General features: G+C 74.2%; 14 protein-coding genes. 11 read left to right on the top strand and 3 right to left on the bottom strand.

Annotated elements, in window-relative coordinates; all coding sequences use genetic code 11:
• The first annotated feature begins 164 nt into the window (after positions 1-164).
• From ACF07S_RS23095 to ACF07S_RS23080, 4 genes are all read left to right on the top strand, one after another.
• Positions 165-1,442: an aspartate kinase gene (locus tag ACF07S_RS23095; protein WP_391962879.1), complete on the top strand. Its 1,278-nt coding sequence runs from the start codon at positions 165-167 to the stop codon at positions 1,440-1,442.
• On the top strand, positions 1,442-2,566 hold the full coding sequence (locus ACF07S_RS23090) for an aspartate-semialdehyde dehydrogenase (RefSeq protein WP_391974984.1): 1,125 nt from the start codon (positions 1,442-1,444) through the stop codon (positions 2,564-2,566). The genes ACF07S_RS23095 and ACF07S_RS23090 overlap by 1 nt, the downstream gene beginning before the upstream one ends.
• Positions 2,567-3,018: 452 nt before the next feature.
• Positions 3,019-3,594: a SigE family RNA polymerase sigma factor gene (locus ACF07S_RS23085; RefSeq protein ID WP_391962881.1), complete on the top strand. Its 576-nt coding sequence runs from the start codon at positions 3,019-3,021 to the stop codon at positions 3,592-3,594.
• Entirely contained in the window at positions 3,591-4,829 is a 1,239-nt protein-coding gene (locus ACF07S_RS23080; RefSeq protein ID WP_391974983.1) for a hypothetical protein, read from the top strand. Before ACF07S_RS23085 ends, ACF07S_RS23080 begins: the two co-directional genes overlap by 4 nt.
• A gap of 19 nt (positions 4,830-4,848) precedes the next feature.
• On the opposite strand, the gene ACF07S_RS23075 is transcribed toward ACF07S_RS23080, so the two are convergent.
• Positions 4,849-5,706, bottom strand: a complete 858-nt coding sequence (locus tag ACF07S_RS23075; protein ID WP_391974982.1) for an SURF1 family protein — start codon at positions 5,704-5,706, stop codon at positions 4,849-4,851.
• 157 nt (positions 5,707-5,863) lie between these two features.
• On the opposite strand from ACF07S_RS23075, the gene ACF07S_RS23070 reads away from it, so the two are divergent.
• Positions 5,864-7,690 carry a prolyl oligopeptidase family serine peptidase gene (locus tag ACF07S_RS23070; protein WP_391962884.1) on the top strand — a complete coding sequence of 609 codons (1,827 nt, stop codon included), beginning with the start codon at positions 5,864-5,866 and terminating at the stop codon, positions 7,688-7,690.
• Positions 7,691-7,808: 118 nt separating this feature from the next.
• Here the strand turns inward: ACF07S_RS23070 and ACF07S_RS23065 are convergent, their stop codons facing one another.
• A complete protein-coding gene (locus tag ACF07S_RS23065; protein WP_391963061.1) occupies positions 7,809-9,689 on the bottom strand; it encodes an NAD-binding protein in 1,881 nt (626 codons plus the stop codon).
• A 290-nt stretch (positions 9,690-9,979) separates the two neighbouring features.
• Here ACF07S_RS23065 and ACF07S_RS23060 point away from each other — a divergent pair, with 290 nt between their 5' ends.
• Both ACF07S_RS23060 and ACF07S_RS23055 read left to right on the top strand, forming a co-directional pair.
• Positions 9,980-10,999, top strand: a complete 1,020-nt coding sequence (locus tag ACF07S_RS23060; protein WP_391975013.1) for a permease — start codon at positions 9,980-9,982, stop codon at positions 10,997-10,999.
• Positions 10,996-11,766, top strand: coding sequence for a TIGR03943 family putative permease subunit (locus ACF07S_RS23055; protein ID WP_391974981.1), 771 nt, complete (start codon positions 10,996-10,998; stop codon positions 11,764-11,766). The genes ACF07S_RS23060 and ACF07S_RS23055 overlap by 4 nt, the downstream gene beginning before the upstream one ends.
• A gap of 33 nt (positions 11,767-11,799) precedes the next feature.
• Here ACF07S_RS23055 and ACF07S_RS23050 read toward each other — a convergent pair whose 3' ends face one another.
• Complete coding sequence (locus ACF07S_RS23050; protein ID WP_391974980.1) at positions 11,800-12,090, bottom strand: zinc-ribbon domain-containing protein; 291 nt, start codon at positions 12,088-12,090, stop codon at positions 11,800-11,802.
• A 422-nt stretch (positions 12,091-12,512) separates the two neighbouring features.
• Here ACF07S_RS23050 and ACF07S_RS23045 point away from each other — a divergent pair, with 422 nt between their 5' ends.
• The 4 genes from ACF07S_RS23045 to ACF07S_RS23030 are packed head-to-tail and all read left to right on the top strand — an operon-like array spanning position 12,513 to position 16,451.
• Positions 12,513-13,085, top strand: coding sequence for a hypothetical protein (locus ACF07S_RS23045; RefSeq protein ID WP_391974979.1), 573 nt, complete (start codon positions 12,513-12,515; stop codon positions 13,083-13,085).
• Positions 13,086-13,087: 2 nt separating this feature from the next.
• On the top strand, positions 13,088-14,425 hold the full coding sequence (locus ACF07S_RS23040) for a peptidoglycan-binding protein (protein WP_391974978.1): 1,338 nt from the start codon (positions 13,088-13,090) through the stop codon (positions 14,423-14,425).
• Complete coding sequence (locus ACF07S_RS23035; RefSeq protein ID WP_391962890.1) at positions 14,422-15,156, top strand: ABC transporter ATP-binding protein; 735 nt, start codon at positions 14,422-14,424, stop codon at positions 15,154-15,156. Before ACF07S_RS23040 ends, ACF07S_RS23035 begins: the two co-directional genes overlap by 4 nt.
• The gene (locus tag ACF07S_RS23030) at positions 15,153-16,451 is read left to right on the top strand and encodes an ABC transporter permease (protein WP_391962891.1); all 1,299 of its coding nucleotides are present in this window, start codon (positions 15,153-15,155) and stop codon (positions 16,449-16,451) included. Before ACF07S_RS23035 ends, ACF07S_RS23030 begins: the two co-directional genes overlap by 4 nt.
• Positions 16,452-16,559 lie beyond the last annotated feature (108 nt).

Below are 16,559 nucleotides of genomic sequence, written 5' to 3'. Positions count from 1 at the left end.
TGGGCGGAGTCGGGCCTGGGCATGAGCCCCCTGCGCGAGCGGCCGGGCATCTCATCATGCGGTATTGCGGAGGGGATTTTCGGACGCTCGATAGACTGAGCCGACCGCGGCGCACACATGTGTGTGCGGACTGTGGAAAACGACGGACTGAGCGAGGAGCGCACGTGGGCCTTGTCGTGCAGAAGTACGGAGGCTCCTCCGTAGCCGATGCCGAGGGCATCAAGCGCGTCGCCAAGCGGATCGTGGAAGCCAAGAAGAACGGCCACCAGGTGGTCGCCGTGGTTTCCGCGATGGGCGACACGACGGACGAGCTGATCGATCTCGCCGAGCAGGTTTCCCCGATCCCTGCCGGGCGCGAGCTCGACATGCTGCTGACCGCCGGAGAGCGGATCTCCATGGCCCTGCTGGCCATGGCGATCAAAAACCTGGGGCACAACGCCCAGAGCTTCACCGGCAGCCAGGCGGGTGTCATCACCGACTCGGTCCACAACAAAGCCCGCATCATCGATGTCACGCCGGGCCGGATCAAGGCCTCGGTGGACGGGGGCAACATCGCCATCGTCGCCGGTTTCCAGGGCGTCAGCCAGGACACCAAGGACATCACCACGCTCGGCCGCGGCGGCTCCGACACCACCGCCGTCGCCCTCGCCGCCGCGCTCGACGCCGAGGTGTGCGAGATCTACACGGACGTGGACGGTGTCTTCACCGCCGACCCGCGCGTGGTGAAGAAGGCCCGGAAGATCGACCGGATCGGGTTCGAGGACATGCTCGAACTGGCGGCCTCCGGATCCAAGGTGCTGCTCCACCGCTGCGTGGAGTACGCCCGCCGGTACAACATCCCGATCCACGTCCGCTCGTCCTTCAGCGGACTGCAGGGCACGTGGGTCAGCAGCGAGCCGATCGAGCAAGGGGACAAGCAGGTGGAGCAGGCTCTCATCTCCGGTGTCGCACACGACACCTCCGAGGCCAAGGTCACGGTCGTCGGTGTACCGGACAAGCCCGGCGAGGCCGCCGCGATCTTCCGCACGATCGCCGACGCCGAGATCAACATCGACATGGTCGTGCAGAACGTGTCCGCCGCCTCCACCGGCCTGACGGACATCTCCTTCACCCTGCCGAAGACCGAGGGCCGCAAGGCCATCGACGCGCTGGAGAAGAACAAGGGCGCCATCGGCTTCGACTCCCTGCGCTACGACGACCAGATCGGCAAGATCTCGCTGGTCGGCGCCGGTATGAAGACCAACCCGGGCGTCACCGCCGACTTCTTCACGGCGCTCAGCGACGCCGGTGTGAACATCGAGCTGATCTCGACCTCCGAGATCCGCATCTCGGTCGTCACCCGCAAGGACGACGTGCCGGAGGCCGTGCGCGCCGTGCACTCCGCCTTCGGCCTGGACTCCGACAGCGACGAGGCCGTGGTCTACGGGGGCACCGGCCGCTGATGCCCGAAGCCGAGGGACCCGGGCGCTCCGGGCGGCCGACGCTCGCGGTCGTGGGAGCGACCGGGGCCGTCGGCACGGTCATGCTCCAGATCCTGTCCCAGCGGGCGGACGTCTGGGGCGAGATCCGGCTGATCGCCTCCCCGCGCTCGCACGGCCGCAAGCTGGCCGTGCGCGGCGAGGAGGTGGAGGTCGTCGCGCTCACCGAGGAGGCCTTCCACGGGGTCGACGTCGCGATGTTCGACGTGCCCGACGAGGTCGCCGCGCGGTGGGCGCCCGTCGCCGCCGCGTGCGGCGCGGTGGTGGTCGACAACTCCGGCGCGTTCCGCATGGACCCGGACGTGCCGCTGGTGGTCCCGGAGGTCAACCCGCACGCCGTACGCAGGCGTCCGCGCGGGATCGTCGCCAACCCGAACTGCACCACCTTGTCGATGATCGTCGCGCTGGGCGCGCTGCACGCCGAGTTCGGCCTGCGCGAACTGGTCGTCTCCTCGTACCAGGCGGTCAGCGGCGCCGGGCACGCGGGCGTGCGCACCCTGCGCGAGCAGCTGTCCCTGGTGGCCGGCACGGAGCTGGGGACCACCCCCGGTGACGTGCGGCGGGCCGTGGGGGACAACACCGGGCCGTTCCCGGAGCCGGTCGCGCTGAACGTCGTACCGTGGGCCGGATCGCTGCGGGAGGACGGCTGGTCCTCGGAGGAGATGAAGATCCGCGACGAGTCCCGCAAGATCCTCGGCCTGTCCGCGCTGCCGGTGGCGGTCACCTGCGTACGGGTCCCGGTGGTCACCACCCACTCCCTCACCGTGCACGCCCGCTTCGAGGGCGAGGTCACCGTCGACAAGGCGCGTGAGATCCTCGCCACCGCCCCCGGAGTGGTGCTGTTCGACAATCCGGCCGCCGGGGAGTTCCCCACGCCCGCCGACGTCGTCGGCACCGATCCGACGTGGGTGGGACGGGTACGGCGGGCGCTGGACGATCCGACGGCGCTGGAGCTCTTCGTGTGCGGGGACAACCTGCGCAAGGGGGCGGCGCTCAACACCACGCAGATCGCCGAGCTGGTGGCCGCCGAGTCCTCCCACTGGTCCCGACCAGGAGAAAGTCCTGGATCACAGAGGATTCGTTTGTAGGATCTCGGTAAGTCCGTGGGCCGGATGTCCGGTACGGATCACCGGACCGGCATGTCCGGCAGTCGAGTCGAGGATGTACTCCCCGTCCTCCGCAACCACGCGGAGGGCGGGGAGCGTCTTTGCGGTCACCCTTTCCGGGGCGCGTGGGGACGCGCTTTCCGGGCGTGGGGACGTCTGGAACCGGGCGTGGGGACGCCCGTTCACATGGGACACAGGGGAAGAGCGGGATGTATGAGGGCATTCGAAGTGCTGTCCGGGGCGCCGCCTGACGCGGACGGACGGCCGGCGGCGCGGGCCGCCGTAAAAGTGACACCCGGCACGTACAACCCTTACGGGGGGAAGCGTGTCCAACTGGCGTGGCAGAGGTTCTCGACTTCACAGCGCCCCGTGGCACGGCCCTACGGCCGCCCCGCCAGGCACTCCGACCCCGCAGGGCCGGTGCGTCCGGTGGCATGCCGGTGATCGCGCCCATGCCCGCTGCGCGCCCCGCCCGCATCCCCGGTCAGCGTGACGGCGCCGACGAGGCCGTGGCCGCCGGCACCACCGTCGACCACCTCACCGAGACCTACCGCGCGCACTACCGCTCGCTGCTGGGCCTCGCGGCGCTCCTCCTCGACGACACCGCCTCCTGCGAGGACGTCGTCCAGGAGGCGTTCATCCGCGTCCACTCCGCCCGCAAGCGCGTCCGGGACCCGGAGAAGACCCTGGCGTACCTGCGCCAGACGGTCGTCAACCTCTCCCGCTCCGCACTGCGCCGCCGCATCCTCGGCCTGAAGCTGCTCTCCAAGCCCATGCCGGACATGGCGAGCGCGGAGGAAGGCGCCTACGACCAGCTGGAACGCGACTCCCTGATCAAGGCGATGAAAGGGCTCCAGCGCCGGCAGCGCGAGGTGCTGGTGCTGCGCTACTTCGCGGACATGACCGAGGCCCAGGTCGCCGAGACGCTCGGCATCTCCCTGGGCTCGGTGAAGGCGTACGGCTCGCGCGGTATCGCCGCGCTGCGGCTGGCCATGGAGGCGCCGGCATGAGCGACGGCAAGGACGCGCGGCCCTCGGACGAGGAGCGCGAGCCGGAGGGTTCGCGTCCGTCCGACGCCGCGCGGGAGTCCCGGAACGTGCCCGAGCCGGACTCCGGGCCGGAGGGACCGGCACGGCTGCGCGCGCTCGTGATGCCGCACGAGCAGAAGCCGAAGCACACGCACACGGGGAACGGAACTGTGAACGACGGCCTGGACGAACGGAGCCACGAGGGGCTCGACCCGGACGAGCTGGAACTGCGCACCCTGCTGCACCGAGCGGTGCGGGAGGTGGAGCCGGGCGACGGCACACTGGACTATCTGCGCCGGGCCGTCCCCGCCCGCCGGGCGCGCAGGCGCCAGGCGCTCGTCGGCGCGGCCGCCGCGGCCCTGTTCCTCGGCACGGCGGTGCCCGCCGTGGTCCACGTCTCCCACACCACCGGCTCCGAGGCCAGCCCCTCCGCCGTCGGCCACGCCTCGCAGGCGCAGGGCGGCACCGGCGAGGGCAAGGACGGGGGCGGCGGGGAGAGCGCCACGGGCGGCTCCTCGGACAGGGTCGAGAGCAGCGACAAGGACGACAAGAAGGACGAGGACAAGGACGACGGCGCGAGCACCGGCTCGAGTACGGGTACGGCCGAGGGCGCCGCTCCCTCGGCCGGCACCTCCTCCGGACTGCCCGCCTGCACCGCCGCCCAGCTCGGCCCGGCGTCCGTGACCAGCTCCGCCCCCGACTCCACGGGCGCGGTCTACGGCTCCTTCCGGGTTACCAACGTCTCCACCGCCACCTGCACCGTCGACGGCCCCGGGTTCGTGAACGCGACGGCGCAGGGCGCGGCCGACGCCACCAGGGTGGGCTCGGCGCGGCACGTGGCGGGCGACGCGGCGGCCGGCCTGCCCGACCCCTCCCTGGAGATGGCGCAGCTGGGCCTCAAGCCGGGGACGTCGTACGAGGTGAGGTTCGCCTGGGTGCCCTCCGACACCTGTCCCGCCCCGGGCGGGGAGACGGACGGCGGCACCGGGGAGCCCTCACCCGACCCGACACCCACCGCCCCCCCGACGACGACGAACGGCGCGGACGCCGGCCCCGACAGCGGTACGACGGCCCAGCTGGTCCTGGAGGACGGCGCGGCCGACGGCAGCGTGGCGGTGACGTACACGGCGTCGACGGGGTCGGGCTCGGCCACCGCGACGGTGGGCAACGCCTGTGCGGGCACGGTCTACTGGACGGGCCTGCTGACGGCGATGTGACGCCGGGGCCGCCCCGGGGTCAGACCCCGGACGGACTCGGCCGCTCGCGCTCGCGCGCCCCGTCCCGGTCTCCGTGTTCTTCCCGGTCCTCCCGCTCCTCCCGCTCCTCCCGGTCCTCCCGGGGGAGCAGGCCCAGTTCCGCGTCGCGGGCGAACTCCAGCTCACGGCGGAGCAGGCGGAACCACATGAAGACCACGAAGCCCACGAAGGCGAACCACTCGGCGGTGTAGCCCAGGTTCTGGAACGCCTTCAGATCCAGGCCCGTGCCGCCCGGCGCGGACGCCGGGACCGCCTTCATCCCCGAGTCCCCGCGGTTGAGCGTGACCCAGGCGTCGTACACGTCGTACGGCACGAGGTTCACCAGCGACGCCCCGCTGATCGCGGCCGTCCGGCCGGCCGGCAGGCCGCCGCGGGCGCTGACGCCGTTGCTGCCCGGTGTCTCGGACGCCTGGAGCGCGCCGGTGACGGTGACCTCACCGGTGGGCGCCGCGGGCACCTCGGCCGGATCGGGGGAGCCGGGCAGCCAGCCCCGGACGACGGGCAGCGCGCGGCCGCTGCCGGTGCGCAGCAGGGTCAGCACGTACGAGCCGTCCCTGCCGTCCAGCTTCCGGCCGGGCACGAGCAGCTGGGTGTCGTACCGGCCGGTCGCGGTGGTCTGCTTGCCGGAGGTGGCCTTCGTCACGGGCAGCAGTTCGTCCAGTGGCCGGGCCGCCTCCCGCTTGTCCGAGGCGGCCCGCGCCTCGGCGTCGCGGTGGTCGTCCACCCGGTCCTCGAACCGGCCGAGCTGCCACGACCCCATGAAGACGCAGAAGGGGATGGCGAGCAGCACGAAGACGTTGATCCCCCACCAGCGGGGCGTCAGCAGGAACCGGTACACGCCCTCAACGGTACGGGTGCGCGCGCCGTTCCCGTCCCGCGGGGGTCGGCCCGCGGCGTGCCCCGGCGGGACGGGCCGGTGAAGGATCCGGTCGGAGTTGTCCACAGGCCGGGGACCTCGGCGGCGCGATGCCCTCCCGGGCGGGCAGTATGGGGTCATGACTGAGAGCAACGGGTCCGGCGCGCCGGACCGGCCGGACCACACCGAGGACATGCCCGACTGGGAGAAGCGCTTCCGTGCGCCCCGGGTGTCCCTGCCCGACTGGGCGCAGGACGCCCCCGACCGCTGCCTGTTCGTGTCGAACGCGACGGGGACGTACGAGCTGTACGCCTGGGACCGGGCGACGGGCGGGCAGCGCCAGGTGACGGACCGGCCCAACGGCACGACGGACGGCGTGCTCTCGCCGGACGGCGAGTGGATCTGGTGGTTCGACGACAAGGACGGCGACGAGTTCGGCGTCTGGCGCCGCCAGCGGTTCGCGGGCGGCGAGGACGAGCTCGCCGCACCGGGCCTGGACCCCTCCTACCCGGCGGGTCTCGCGCTGGGCCGGGACGGGCGTACGGCGGTCGTGGGCCGTTCCACGGACGAGGACGGCACGACGATCCACCTGGCCCGCACCGGCGAGGTGCCCGTGGAGCTGTACCGGCACCGCGAGTCGGCCGGTGTCGGCGACCTCTCCCACGACGGTTCGCTGATCGCCGTGGAGCACACCGAGCACGGCGACGCGATGCACTCCGCGCTCAGGGTGCTGCGCCCCGACGGCACGACGGTCGCCGAGCTCGACGACACCGAGGGCGGCACGCGGGAGCTGGGCCTGGAGGTGCTGGGCTTCGCCCCGGTCGAGGGCGACACCCGGCTGCTCGTCGGCCACCAGCGGCGCGGACGCTGGGAGCCGATGGTGTGGGACGTGGCGACGGGGGAGGAGACGGACCTCGCGCTGGAGCTGCCCGGCGACGTGAGCGCCGAGTGGTACCCGGACGGCTCCGGCCTGCTCGTCGCGCACGGCTTCGAGGCGCGCGGCGAGCTGTTCCGCTACGACCTGCGGACGCGGCGGCTGGTGGAGATCCCCACCCCGCGCGGAGCGGTCTCGGGCGCGACGGCCCGGCCCGACGGCAGCGTCGAGTACCTGTGGTCCTCGGCGGCCGAACCGCCGGCGGTGCGTTCCACGGCGGGCGGTGTCGTCCTCGACCCGCCCGGCATGAAGTCGCCAGGCTCGGTGCCGGTGGAGGACGTGTGGGTGGAGGGACCCGGCGGCCGCATCCACGCCCTGGTGCAGAAGCCGGCCGGCGCGAGCGGCCCGCTCCCGACGGTCTTCGACATCCACGGCGGCCCCACCTGGCACGACAGCGACTCCTTCGCGGCGGGCCCGGCGGCCTGGGTCGACCACGGCTACGCGGTGGTCCGCGTCAACTACCGCGGCTCCACGGGGTACGGCCGGGCCTGGACGGACGCCCTGAAGCACCGGGTGGGCCTGATCGAACTCGAGGACATCGCGGCGGTGCGCGACTGGGCGGTCGGCTCCGGCCTCGCCGACCCCGACCGCCTGATCCTCACCGGCGGCTCCTGGGGCGGCTACCTCACGCTGCTCGGCCTGGGCGTCCAGCCCGAGGCGTGGGCGCTGGGCATCGCGGCGGTGCCGGTCGCGGACTACGTCACGGCGTACCACGACGAGATGGAGGCGCTGAAGGCGATGGACCGCACGCTGCTCGGCGGCACCCCGGAGGAGGTCCCCGACCGCTTCGAGGCGTCCTCCCCGATCACCTACGTCGACGAGGTGAGGGCCCCGGTCCACATCTCGGCCGGCGTCAACGACCCGCGCTGCCCGATCCGCCAGATCGAGAACTACGTCAAGCGCCTGGAGTCGCGGGGCGCGGTCCACGAGGTCTACCGCTACGACGCCGGCCACGGCTCCCTGGTGGTCGACGAACGCATCAAGCAGGTCCGCCTGGAACTCGACTTCGCCGACCGCCACCTGCGCGGATAGCACGGCCACGCGCCGGGTGCCGGGAGGCGGAGCCCCGCGGGGGGCCGGGGGCGGTGCCCTGGGGGAGGGGCGCGGGTGAGGGCGGCGGGGACGGCGGCCCTCCGCCGCGGCCCCACCCCTACGCTCCCGCCCGGTCCCGTCCCCGCCGTCCCAGCAGCTCCGCCAGCCCCCGCCGCGTGGCGGCCAGCACCACCCTGTCCTCCCCGCGGAGCACATACGTATCGGGCAGGTCCCACACCAGCCCCGCCCCCGGCGCCCCGGGCCCCGGCTCCGCCGCCCCGTCCCCCCGCCCCGCCGTGTCCAGCGCCAGCACCCGCCACGCGCCCGCCCGGAACGCCTCGCCCACCGTCCGGCCCTCCAGCTGCGCGAGCCCGCGCACGGACACCGCCGCGAACAGCAGCACCCGCCGCTCGACCGGTATCGCACCCAGGATCTGCCGCCCCATCATCGCCCCGGCGAACGCGGGTGCCGCCAGGTGGGACACGCTGCGGCTCCGGGTCAGCGCACCGGGATGCGCGGTCCGCAGGGTCCGGTACACCGCCTGGGCGAAGTCGTCGTCGTACAGCCGCAGCACCGCGCGCAGATCGGGCCGCACGGACCGCGCGTACAGCACCGCCTCCAGGTTCGTCGTGTCCGCGCTGGTCAACGCGAGCAGCGCGTCCGCGCGATGGATCTTCGCGGCCTCCAGGACGCCCTCCTGCGTGACGTCACCGACCACCACCGGCACCCGCAACCGCCGCGCCGTGGCCATCCCCCGCGCCTCCGGGTCGGCCTCCACGCACACCACCGGGATGTGCAGCTCCCGCAGCCGCGTCAGCACCCGCGTCCCGATCTTGCCCAGTCCGAGCAGCACCACGTGCCCGCCCAGCCCGCGCGGCGGCTTCCGCAGCGCCGACGCCGTACGGAACGTCCCCAGCGCCTCCAGTACCGCCGCCAGCAGCACCGGCAGCAGCAACAGCCCCACCAGGCCGGACAGCAGTTGCAGCACCTGTCGTCCCGTGGAGTCGTGGTGCGCGGGATCGTTGATGCCGAACAGGTCGAGCAGCGTGACGTACGTGGCGTGCAGCGGGTGATCCCGTGTCATCAGGGTCAGCGCGATCGCGAGCGCGACCACCGCCGCCACCAGACCCGCCAGCGACCACCGCAGCCGCAGCGAGAACAGCGACCCGAACGGCGGCACGACGCCCCGCCCGGCCGGCAACGGCGGCCCGGAGTACGACACCTGCTCCAGCACGACCGCGCCGCGCCCGGTCGCCGCCGCCACCGTCGCCGCGTCGGGCAGCAGTCGTGGCCCCTGGTCGCCGCTGTCCTCCGAACCCTCGGCTCCCGCCGGGTCGTTGCTCGTCGCGGACAGCAGCGCCAGGGTGCACAGCCCCGGGTCGGCCACCTCGCCCGGCCGGGGCGGACGGCGCTCCACCGCCCGCAGCAGCAGCCCCTCCGCGTCGACGACCTTGCTCGTGCCGACGAGCGCGGTGGCGACCAGCGCGGGCGCGGTCGTGTCGGCGTCGGACAGCACGGTGGTGGCGATGTCGGCGTCCGCGCCCCCGCGTACGGCCTCGGCGCCGACCGCCAGCTCGGCCGCCTGATCGAGGAGTTCCTCGATGTGCTGCCCGAGCCGCCGGTTGTAGAGCCGGAGTACGAGCCGCAGCCGGGGGTTGAGCCGGCGCGCGGTCAGGGCGGCACGGATGTTGGTCTCGTCGTCGTCGTACACCAGCGCCAGCGCGGCGGCCCGCTCCACTCCCACCTCGGCGAGCACGGCTTCCGTCGGCTCGGCGGCCTCCACCACCCGCTCCCCGGCGGCGGCGGTTCCGTTGCCCCGGTTGACGGCGGTCACGACCCGGCCCAGCAGGGCCGCGGAGACCGCACGGGCCCGCCCGGCCATCGGCTGCCGCACGCGACGCCCGGCCGGCGGTACGACGAGGGTCACCTGCTCGCGGTACACGCCGCGCAGTTCGGCGGCGAGCCGGTGCGCCAGCCCGTCGTCACCGCACACCACCATGTGCGTGGACGGGTCGTCGGGAAGGGCCGGTTCGGGAAGAAGGCTCACCACGGGGGGAGAGACTGCCCGATGCCGGCGGGTGGTTCCAGAGGGGACCGGCCGGGCTTGAACGGCCGGCCCCCCTCCCGCGTATCCATGGGCAGGGAGCCCGAGCGGTGGCCCCGCCCGCCCGCGCGCATGTCCGGAGGTGCACCCGGCCCGTGGCCCTCACCGGATCGGCCCCGCGCGGAACCGGCCGCCCCGGACCCGCCGACGCCCCCGGACCCGACGGCCCCGGACCTGACGACCCCGTGGCCGACGTCCCGGGACCCGACGTCCCCGGGCCCGGCGCGTCCGGACCCGGCACGCCCTCCGAGGAGTCCCGCCACCTCGACTCCCCCCTCCTCCTCACCCTCGTCCTGCTCACGGCCGTGATGTTCCAGGAACCCGTCCGCCGGGCCCTGGCCGCCCCGGTGACGCAGAGCTGGATGACGGTGTTCGTGGCGGTGTTCGTCCAGGCCCTCCCCTTCCTGGTGCTCGGCGTCCTGCTGTCGGCGGCGATCGCCGTCTTCGTCCCGCCGTCGTTCTTCGCCCGCGCCCTGCCGGGGCGTCCCGCGCTGGCCGTACCGGTCGCGGGCGCGGCGGGCGCGGTGCTGCCGGGGTGCGAGTGCGCGTCCGTCCCGGTGGCGGGCGCGCTGGTACGCACGGGCGTGGCCCCGGCGGCGGCCCTGGCGTTCCTGCTGTCCGCCCCCGCGATCAACCCGATCGTGCTGACGGCGACGGCGGTGGCCTTCCCGAACGACCCCGGGATGGTCCTCGCCCGTTTCGTCGCGAGCCTGCTGGTGGCGTGCGCGATGGGCTGGCTCTGGCAGCGCCACGGCCGTACCGACTGGCTGCGCCCGCCCGCCCGTTCGTCCTCCGGGGGGCGGAGCAGGGGCGCGGCGTTCTGGGGCTCGGTGCGGCACGACGTGACGCACGCGGGCGGTTTCCTGGTGGCCGGCGCGATGGCGGCGGCGACGCTGAAGGCGGTGGTCCCGGCGGAGTGGCTGCGCGCGGCGGCCGGCCACCCGGTGCTGTCGGTGCTGGTGCTCGCGGTCCTGGCGGTCCTGCTGTCGATCTGCTCGGAGGCGGACGCGTTCGTGGCGGCGTCGCTGACCCAGTTCTCGCCGACGGCCCGGCTCGCCTTCCTGGTCGTGGGCCCCATGATCGACCTGAAGCTGTTCGCCATGCAGGCGGGCACGTTCGGCCGTGCCTTCGCCCTGCGCTTCGCCCCCGCGACGTTCGTCCTGGCGGTGGCGGTCTCGGCCCTGACGGGAGCGGTCCTGCTGTGAAGCCCGAGCCGCGGTCGCGGCCTCGGCCGAAGCGGCGGTCGGCGGCGACGCACCCGAACCGCCAGGCCCAGGCGGCCCTGCTGTTCCTGCTCGGCGTGACGGTGCTGCACACCGGCCTGACCGACCTGCACCTGCGCTACGTCAGGGCGGGCCTGCGCCCGCTGCTCCTGCTCTCGGGCGCGGTGCTGATCGCGACGGCCGTGGCGACGGTCCGGTACGAGTGGCGCCGCCGGCCCCGGGAGGACGGGCACGCCCCTCACCGGGAGCCCCGGATCAGCTGGCTCCTCGCCCTCCCCCTCTTCGCGCTGATCCTGGTGGCCCCGCCACCGCTCGGCTCCTACAGCGCCACCCGCACCGGTACGGCCCTGCGGGAACCCCCCGGCTTCCCCGACCTCCCCGCGCGGGGCCCCCTGCGCCTGGGGGTGGCGGAGTACGCGGCCCGCGCGGTCCACGACAACGGCCGTCACCTGCGCGGCCGCCCCCTGCGCATCACCGGCTTCGTGGCGCTGGACCGCGCCGGAGCCCCGTATCTGGTCCGCATGAGCCTCAACTGCTGCGCCGCGGACGCCCAGCCGGTCAAGATCGCCCTGACCGGCTCCATCCCCCCGGTCCTGCAACCGGACACCTGGCTGGAGATCACCGGAACCTACACCCCGCGCCGGACGAAGGACCCCGTCAACGACGGCCCGGTCCCGTACGTCGAGGTCGTCCGGGCCGAGCCGGTGCCGCCCCCGGCCGATCCGTACGACGGGACGTGGAACGGCTGAGCCGCCGGCGCCCACCGGCCCCCGGTCCCCGGGTCAGGACTGGTACGGCTGCTGCTGGGGCTGCCCGTGCCCCTGCCCGCCCGGCCCGCCGAGGGCCTGCGCCTGGAGCTGCTCGGCCTGCTCCTGGGTCACCTTCTGCTCCGCGCCGCAGAACGTGCACTGCGTCGTGTACTTCGTCGAGACCGGGAACAGCGGCACGAAGAACAGCGTGAACTTCGTGACCCGCTTCCTCAGCGTGTGCGCGGAGGGATTCCCACACTGCGCGCACACGAGCGTCAGTATCGCGAGCTGGTACAAGTACCCTTTGGTACCAAAAATGATCATGATGTGATCCTTCCCGGGCCGCGGCCCACCCAACCACCACACCAGACCGTGGCCGCTGTCGGCAATGTGAGCGGCCCCAAGACTGCCGTACCCGGCACGAGCGCGCATCCGTCCCCGTCGGCGGGCTCGTCGCACGACCGATGTCCGGGAAGCGGCCCGCCGTCCGCGGTGGACGAGTGCCCTGTGGTTCTTGTTCACGCCGCCGATCGCCCGCACACCGGCCCTTCCGGCGTGACGTGAGGGCCGCGTCCTCTTCGGGGGAGGGGTGTGGGCGCGGGCCGCCCCGGCGCCGGTCGTGACGGGGCGGCGTGCGGTCGAACGGGCGGCTGACGGGTTCTTCAAGGGTTCTTCATCGGCTCCGGCCTACGGTCGGTCCGCCCGCCGCGTCCGCGGACGGGCCCGACGGGAGAGCGGGAGAACCGGTGAGGACGAATCGGGTACTGCTGGCCGCGGCGGCCTCGGTCGTGGTGCTGGCGCTGACCGGCTGCGGGGGCGACGGGGGCGAGTCGGACATCCCGACGGCCGCGAGCGGCGGCGCGACCACGCCGTCCGCGGGGTCGGACGGGGCGGGCGGCGGGGACGACGTGGCCGCCTACGTGCGGGCGCAGCGCGAGTACGTGAAGTGCCTGCGGGAGAACGGGGTCGACGCCCCGGACCCGGACGAGAAGGGGAACATCGACTTCGGCGGCGACGCGACCCTGAAGAAGGACGCGAAGTTCCGGGCCGCCACGGAGAAGTGCGCCGACCTCCTGGCGGCCGTGCCCGAGAGTCTCGAGAAGGGCAACCAGAACAAGCTCACCCCCGAGCAGATCGAGGTGAAGCAGCGGTACGCGCGGTGCATGCAGGAGAACGGGGCCGCCGACTTCCCCGACCCGGGCCCCGACGGTCTCGGGCAGGGCGAGTGGGACCAGAGCTCGGCCGGTGCGAAGCGGGCCATCCGGATCTGCGGGCCGATCGTGGGCGTTCCGGAGAACCCGGGACCCGGCAAGGGCTGATCATGGCGGAGACGGTGGCGCAGACCGATGACGAGCCCGGTACGGCCTCCGAGCCGCCGCGCGGCGGGCGGGGACGGCGGGCGGCGCTGACCGCCCTCGCCGTGGCCGTCGTGGCGGCGGTCGCCGTGGTGGGTGCCCTGGGGCTCGGCGGCGGCGGGGACGAGGGGCCGGGCGCGCCGCCCCGGTCCGGTTCGCTGGTCCCGGTGACCCGGGCCACCCTGACCGAACGCACCCAGGTGGACGGCCAGTTGGGGTACGGAACGGAGATACCCCTGCCGGTCAAGGCGACCGGGACGGTGACCTGGCTGCCCGAGGCGGGCGCCCGGGTGGAGCGCGGCGACACGCTGCTGCGTGTCGACGACCGCCCGGTGGTCCTGCTCTACGGGTCGCTGCCCATGTACCGGGATCTGGGGCCGGCCGCCACGGCGGCCGGTGGCGGGAGCACGACCGGCGGCGGCACCGCCACGGGGGGCGACACCCCCGGTACCGGGACTTCCGGGACCGGCACCGCGGCGGGGACCGCGGCCCCCGGATCCGGCGCGGGGCAACCGGACGGCGGGACCGGCAAGGGCGCAGCGGACACTCCCCCCACGGCACCGGAGCCGACGGGCGCCGGGACCACCGCGACGACGGAGATCGAGGGCATGGACGTCCTGCAGTTCGAGACGAACCTGGCCGCGCTCGGCTACACCGGCTTCACGGTGGACGAGTCCTTCACGGCGAGAACGGCAGGCGCGGTGAAACGCTGGCAGAAGTCGCTCGGGGTGCCAGAGACCGGCACGGTCGGCATCGGGGACGTCGTCTACTCCGCCGGCGAGGTGAGGATCGGCCGGCCGGGTGTCCGGCTCGGCGAGGCCGCCGGCGAGAACACCCTCACGTACACCGGTACGGCACGCAAGGTCGTCGTCAACGCCTCGGCCGCGGACGCGTCCTGGGCCGTACGCGGCACGGCGGTACGGGTCCGGCTGCCCGACGGCAGGACCGTGGAGGGCGAGGTGGCGTCCGTGGGCAGGCAGGCCGTGGCGCCCGGGGGCGGTACCGGCGAGGAGGGTTCGGGGCAGGGCGCCGCGACCCTGCCGGTGACCGTCACCATCAGGGACCAGAAGTCCGTGGGGCGGCTGGAGGGCGGCCCCGTCACCGTCGAGTACGTCGGCCGCGAGGTGAAGGACGTGCTGACCGTCCCGGTCGCCGCGCTGGTCGCCCTCGCGGAGGGCGGCCACGGACTGGAGACGGCGGACGGACGCTTCGTCGCCGCCGAGACCGGACTGTTCGCGGACGGCAGGGTGGAAGTGAGCGGGCCCGCGGTGCGCGCGGGACTGAAAGTGAGGATTCCGGAGTGAGCGGCGGGTCCCAGGCCGTCGTCGAGTTCGACGCCGTCTCCAAGACGTATCCCGGTGGAGTGGCCGCGGTCCGTGACGTGAGTCTGCGGATCGGGCGCGGGGAACTGGTCGGGGTGGTCGGTCCGTCCGGCTCCGGCAAGTCCAGCATGCTCCACCTCATGGGCAGCCTCGACCGGCCTTCCGCGGGCCGCGTCCTGGTCGACGGCCACGACGTGGCGAAGCTGTCCGACCGCGAGGTCTCCGCGCTGCGGGCCACCCGGATCGGCTTCGTCTTCCAGCAGTTCCATCTCGCGGTCGGCGTCCCGGTCCTGGACTCGGTGGCGGACGGGCTGCTCTACGCGGGCGTCCCGCTGCGGCGCCGCCGGGCGAAGGCCGGGGCCGCGCTGGAGCGGGTCGGGCTCAGCCACCGCGTCCGGCACCTGCCCCACCAGCTCTCCGGCGGGGAACGGCAGCGGGTCGCGGTGGCCCGTGCCGTGGTCGGTGAGCCCTCGGTGCTGCTCGCGGACGAGCCGACCGGCAACCTCGACTCCGCGTCCGGAGCCGCCGTACTCGCCCTGCTGCGCGAACTGCACGCGGGCGGCACCACCGTCGTGGTCATCACCCACGACCGCGAGATCGCCGCGGGACTCCCGCGACGCGTCGAGATGCGCGACGGCCGCCTGGTCGCCGACACGGCGGCCGGGCCGGCGGCGGGGGAGAGCAGTGGCACGGCGGCCGGAGCGTCGCGATGACGGACGGCACCCCGAACCCGCCCGGCACGGAACCCGCGTCGCCCGGCCGGCGTGCGCCGGCCGCACCGGCCCGCGGCCGGCGGCGCCGGCGGGCGGAGGAGTCCGGCGGCCGGCTGCGGGCCGCGCGGCTCGGCCCCGCGGACGTCGTACGGCTCGGCGGAACGGGACTGCGGACCCGTCCGCTGAGGGTCTTCCTCTCCGCGCTCGGGATCGCCATCGGCGTCGCCGCGATGATCGCGGTGGTCGGCATCTCCGGCTCCGGGCAGGCGGAGGTGGACCGGCGGCTCGACGCCCTCGGCACCAATCTGCTGCGGGTGGCGCCGGGCGAGTCACTGACGGGCGAGCGCGCCCGACTGCCCTACGAGGCGGTCGCGATGGTCCGTCGCATCCCGCCGGTGCGGCAGGTGGCCGCCACCGGCGCGACCGACGCGCACGTCTACCGCAACGACCACATCGCCATCGGCCGGACCGGCTCCCTCACCGTCCTCGCGGCCGGCACCGAACTGCTGCCGGCCGTCGGCGGCCGGGTCCGCACGGGACGCTGGCTGGACTCCGCCACGGACGGGTACCCGGCGGTGGTGCTCGGTGCCACCGCCGCCCAGCGGCTCGACGTGTACACCCCGGGCACCCGGGTCTGGCTCGGCGGCCGCTGGTTCTCGCTGATCGGCGTCCTCGACCCGGTACCGCTGGCACCGGAACTGGACGGCGCCGCCCTGGTCGGATGGCCCGCGGCCCGGACCCATCTAGGCTTCGACGGCCATCCCTCGACGGTGTACGTCCGGGCGGAGGACAGCCGGGTCGGCGCGGTCCGGGCGGTGCTCCCGGCCACGGCACACCCCGAGAATCCGGGCGAGGTGCGCATCTCACGGCCCTCCGACGCGCTCGCCGCCCGCGAGGCCACCGAGTCGGCACTGACCGGGCTGCTGCTCGGCCTCGGCGGGGTCGCCCTGCTGGTCGGTGGTGTGGGCGTGGGCAACACCATGGTCATCTCGGTGCTGGAACGGCGTCCGGAGATCGGTCTGCGGCGCGCCCTCGGGGCGACCAAGGGCCAGATCCGCACGCAGTTCGTGACGGAGTCACTGCTGCTGTCGCTCATCGGGGGTCTGGCCGGAACGGTCCTCGGGACCCTGATCACGGCGGGATACGCCCTCAGCCGCGACTGGCCGACGGTGGTCCCGGCGTGGGCGAGCCTGGCGGGCGTCGCCTCGACCCTGGTCATCGGCATGGTCGCCGGCCTGTATCCCGCGGTCCGCGCGAGCAGGCTCTCCCCGACGGTGGCACTGTCCGGCACATGACCGCAGTCGTCCGGCGGCCGGTCCGGCGGTCCCGCACGGGACAGGGGCGGTCCCGTGCGGGACCGCCCCTGCCGGTGCGTCACTGCGAACTGCCCGATGTGACGGAGG

This window comes from Streptomyces sp. NPDC016640 (genome assembly GCF_043076215.1).
In the GTDB taxonomy this organism is placed as follows: domain Bacteria; phylum Actinomycetota; class Actinomycetes; order Streptomycetales; family Streptomycetaceae; genus Streptomyces.
This window is presented reverse-complemented; position numbering and strand designations above follow the sequence as displayed.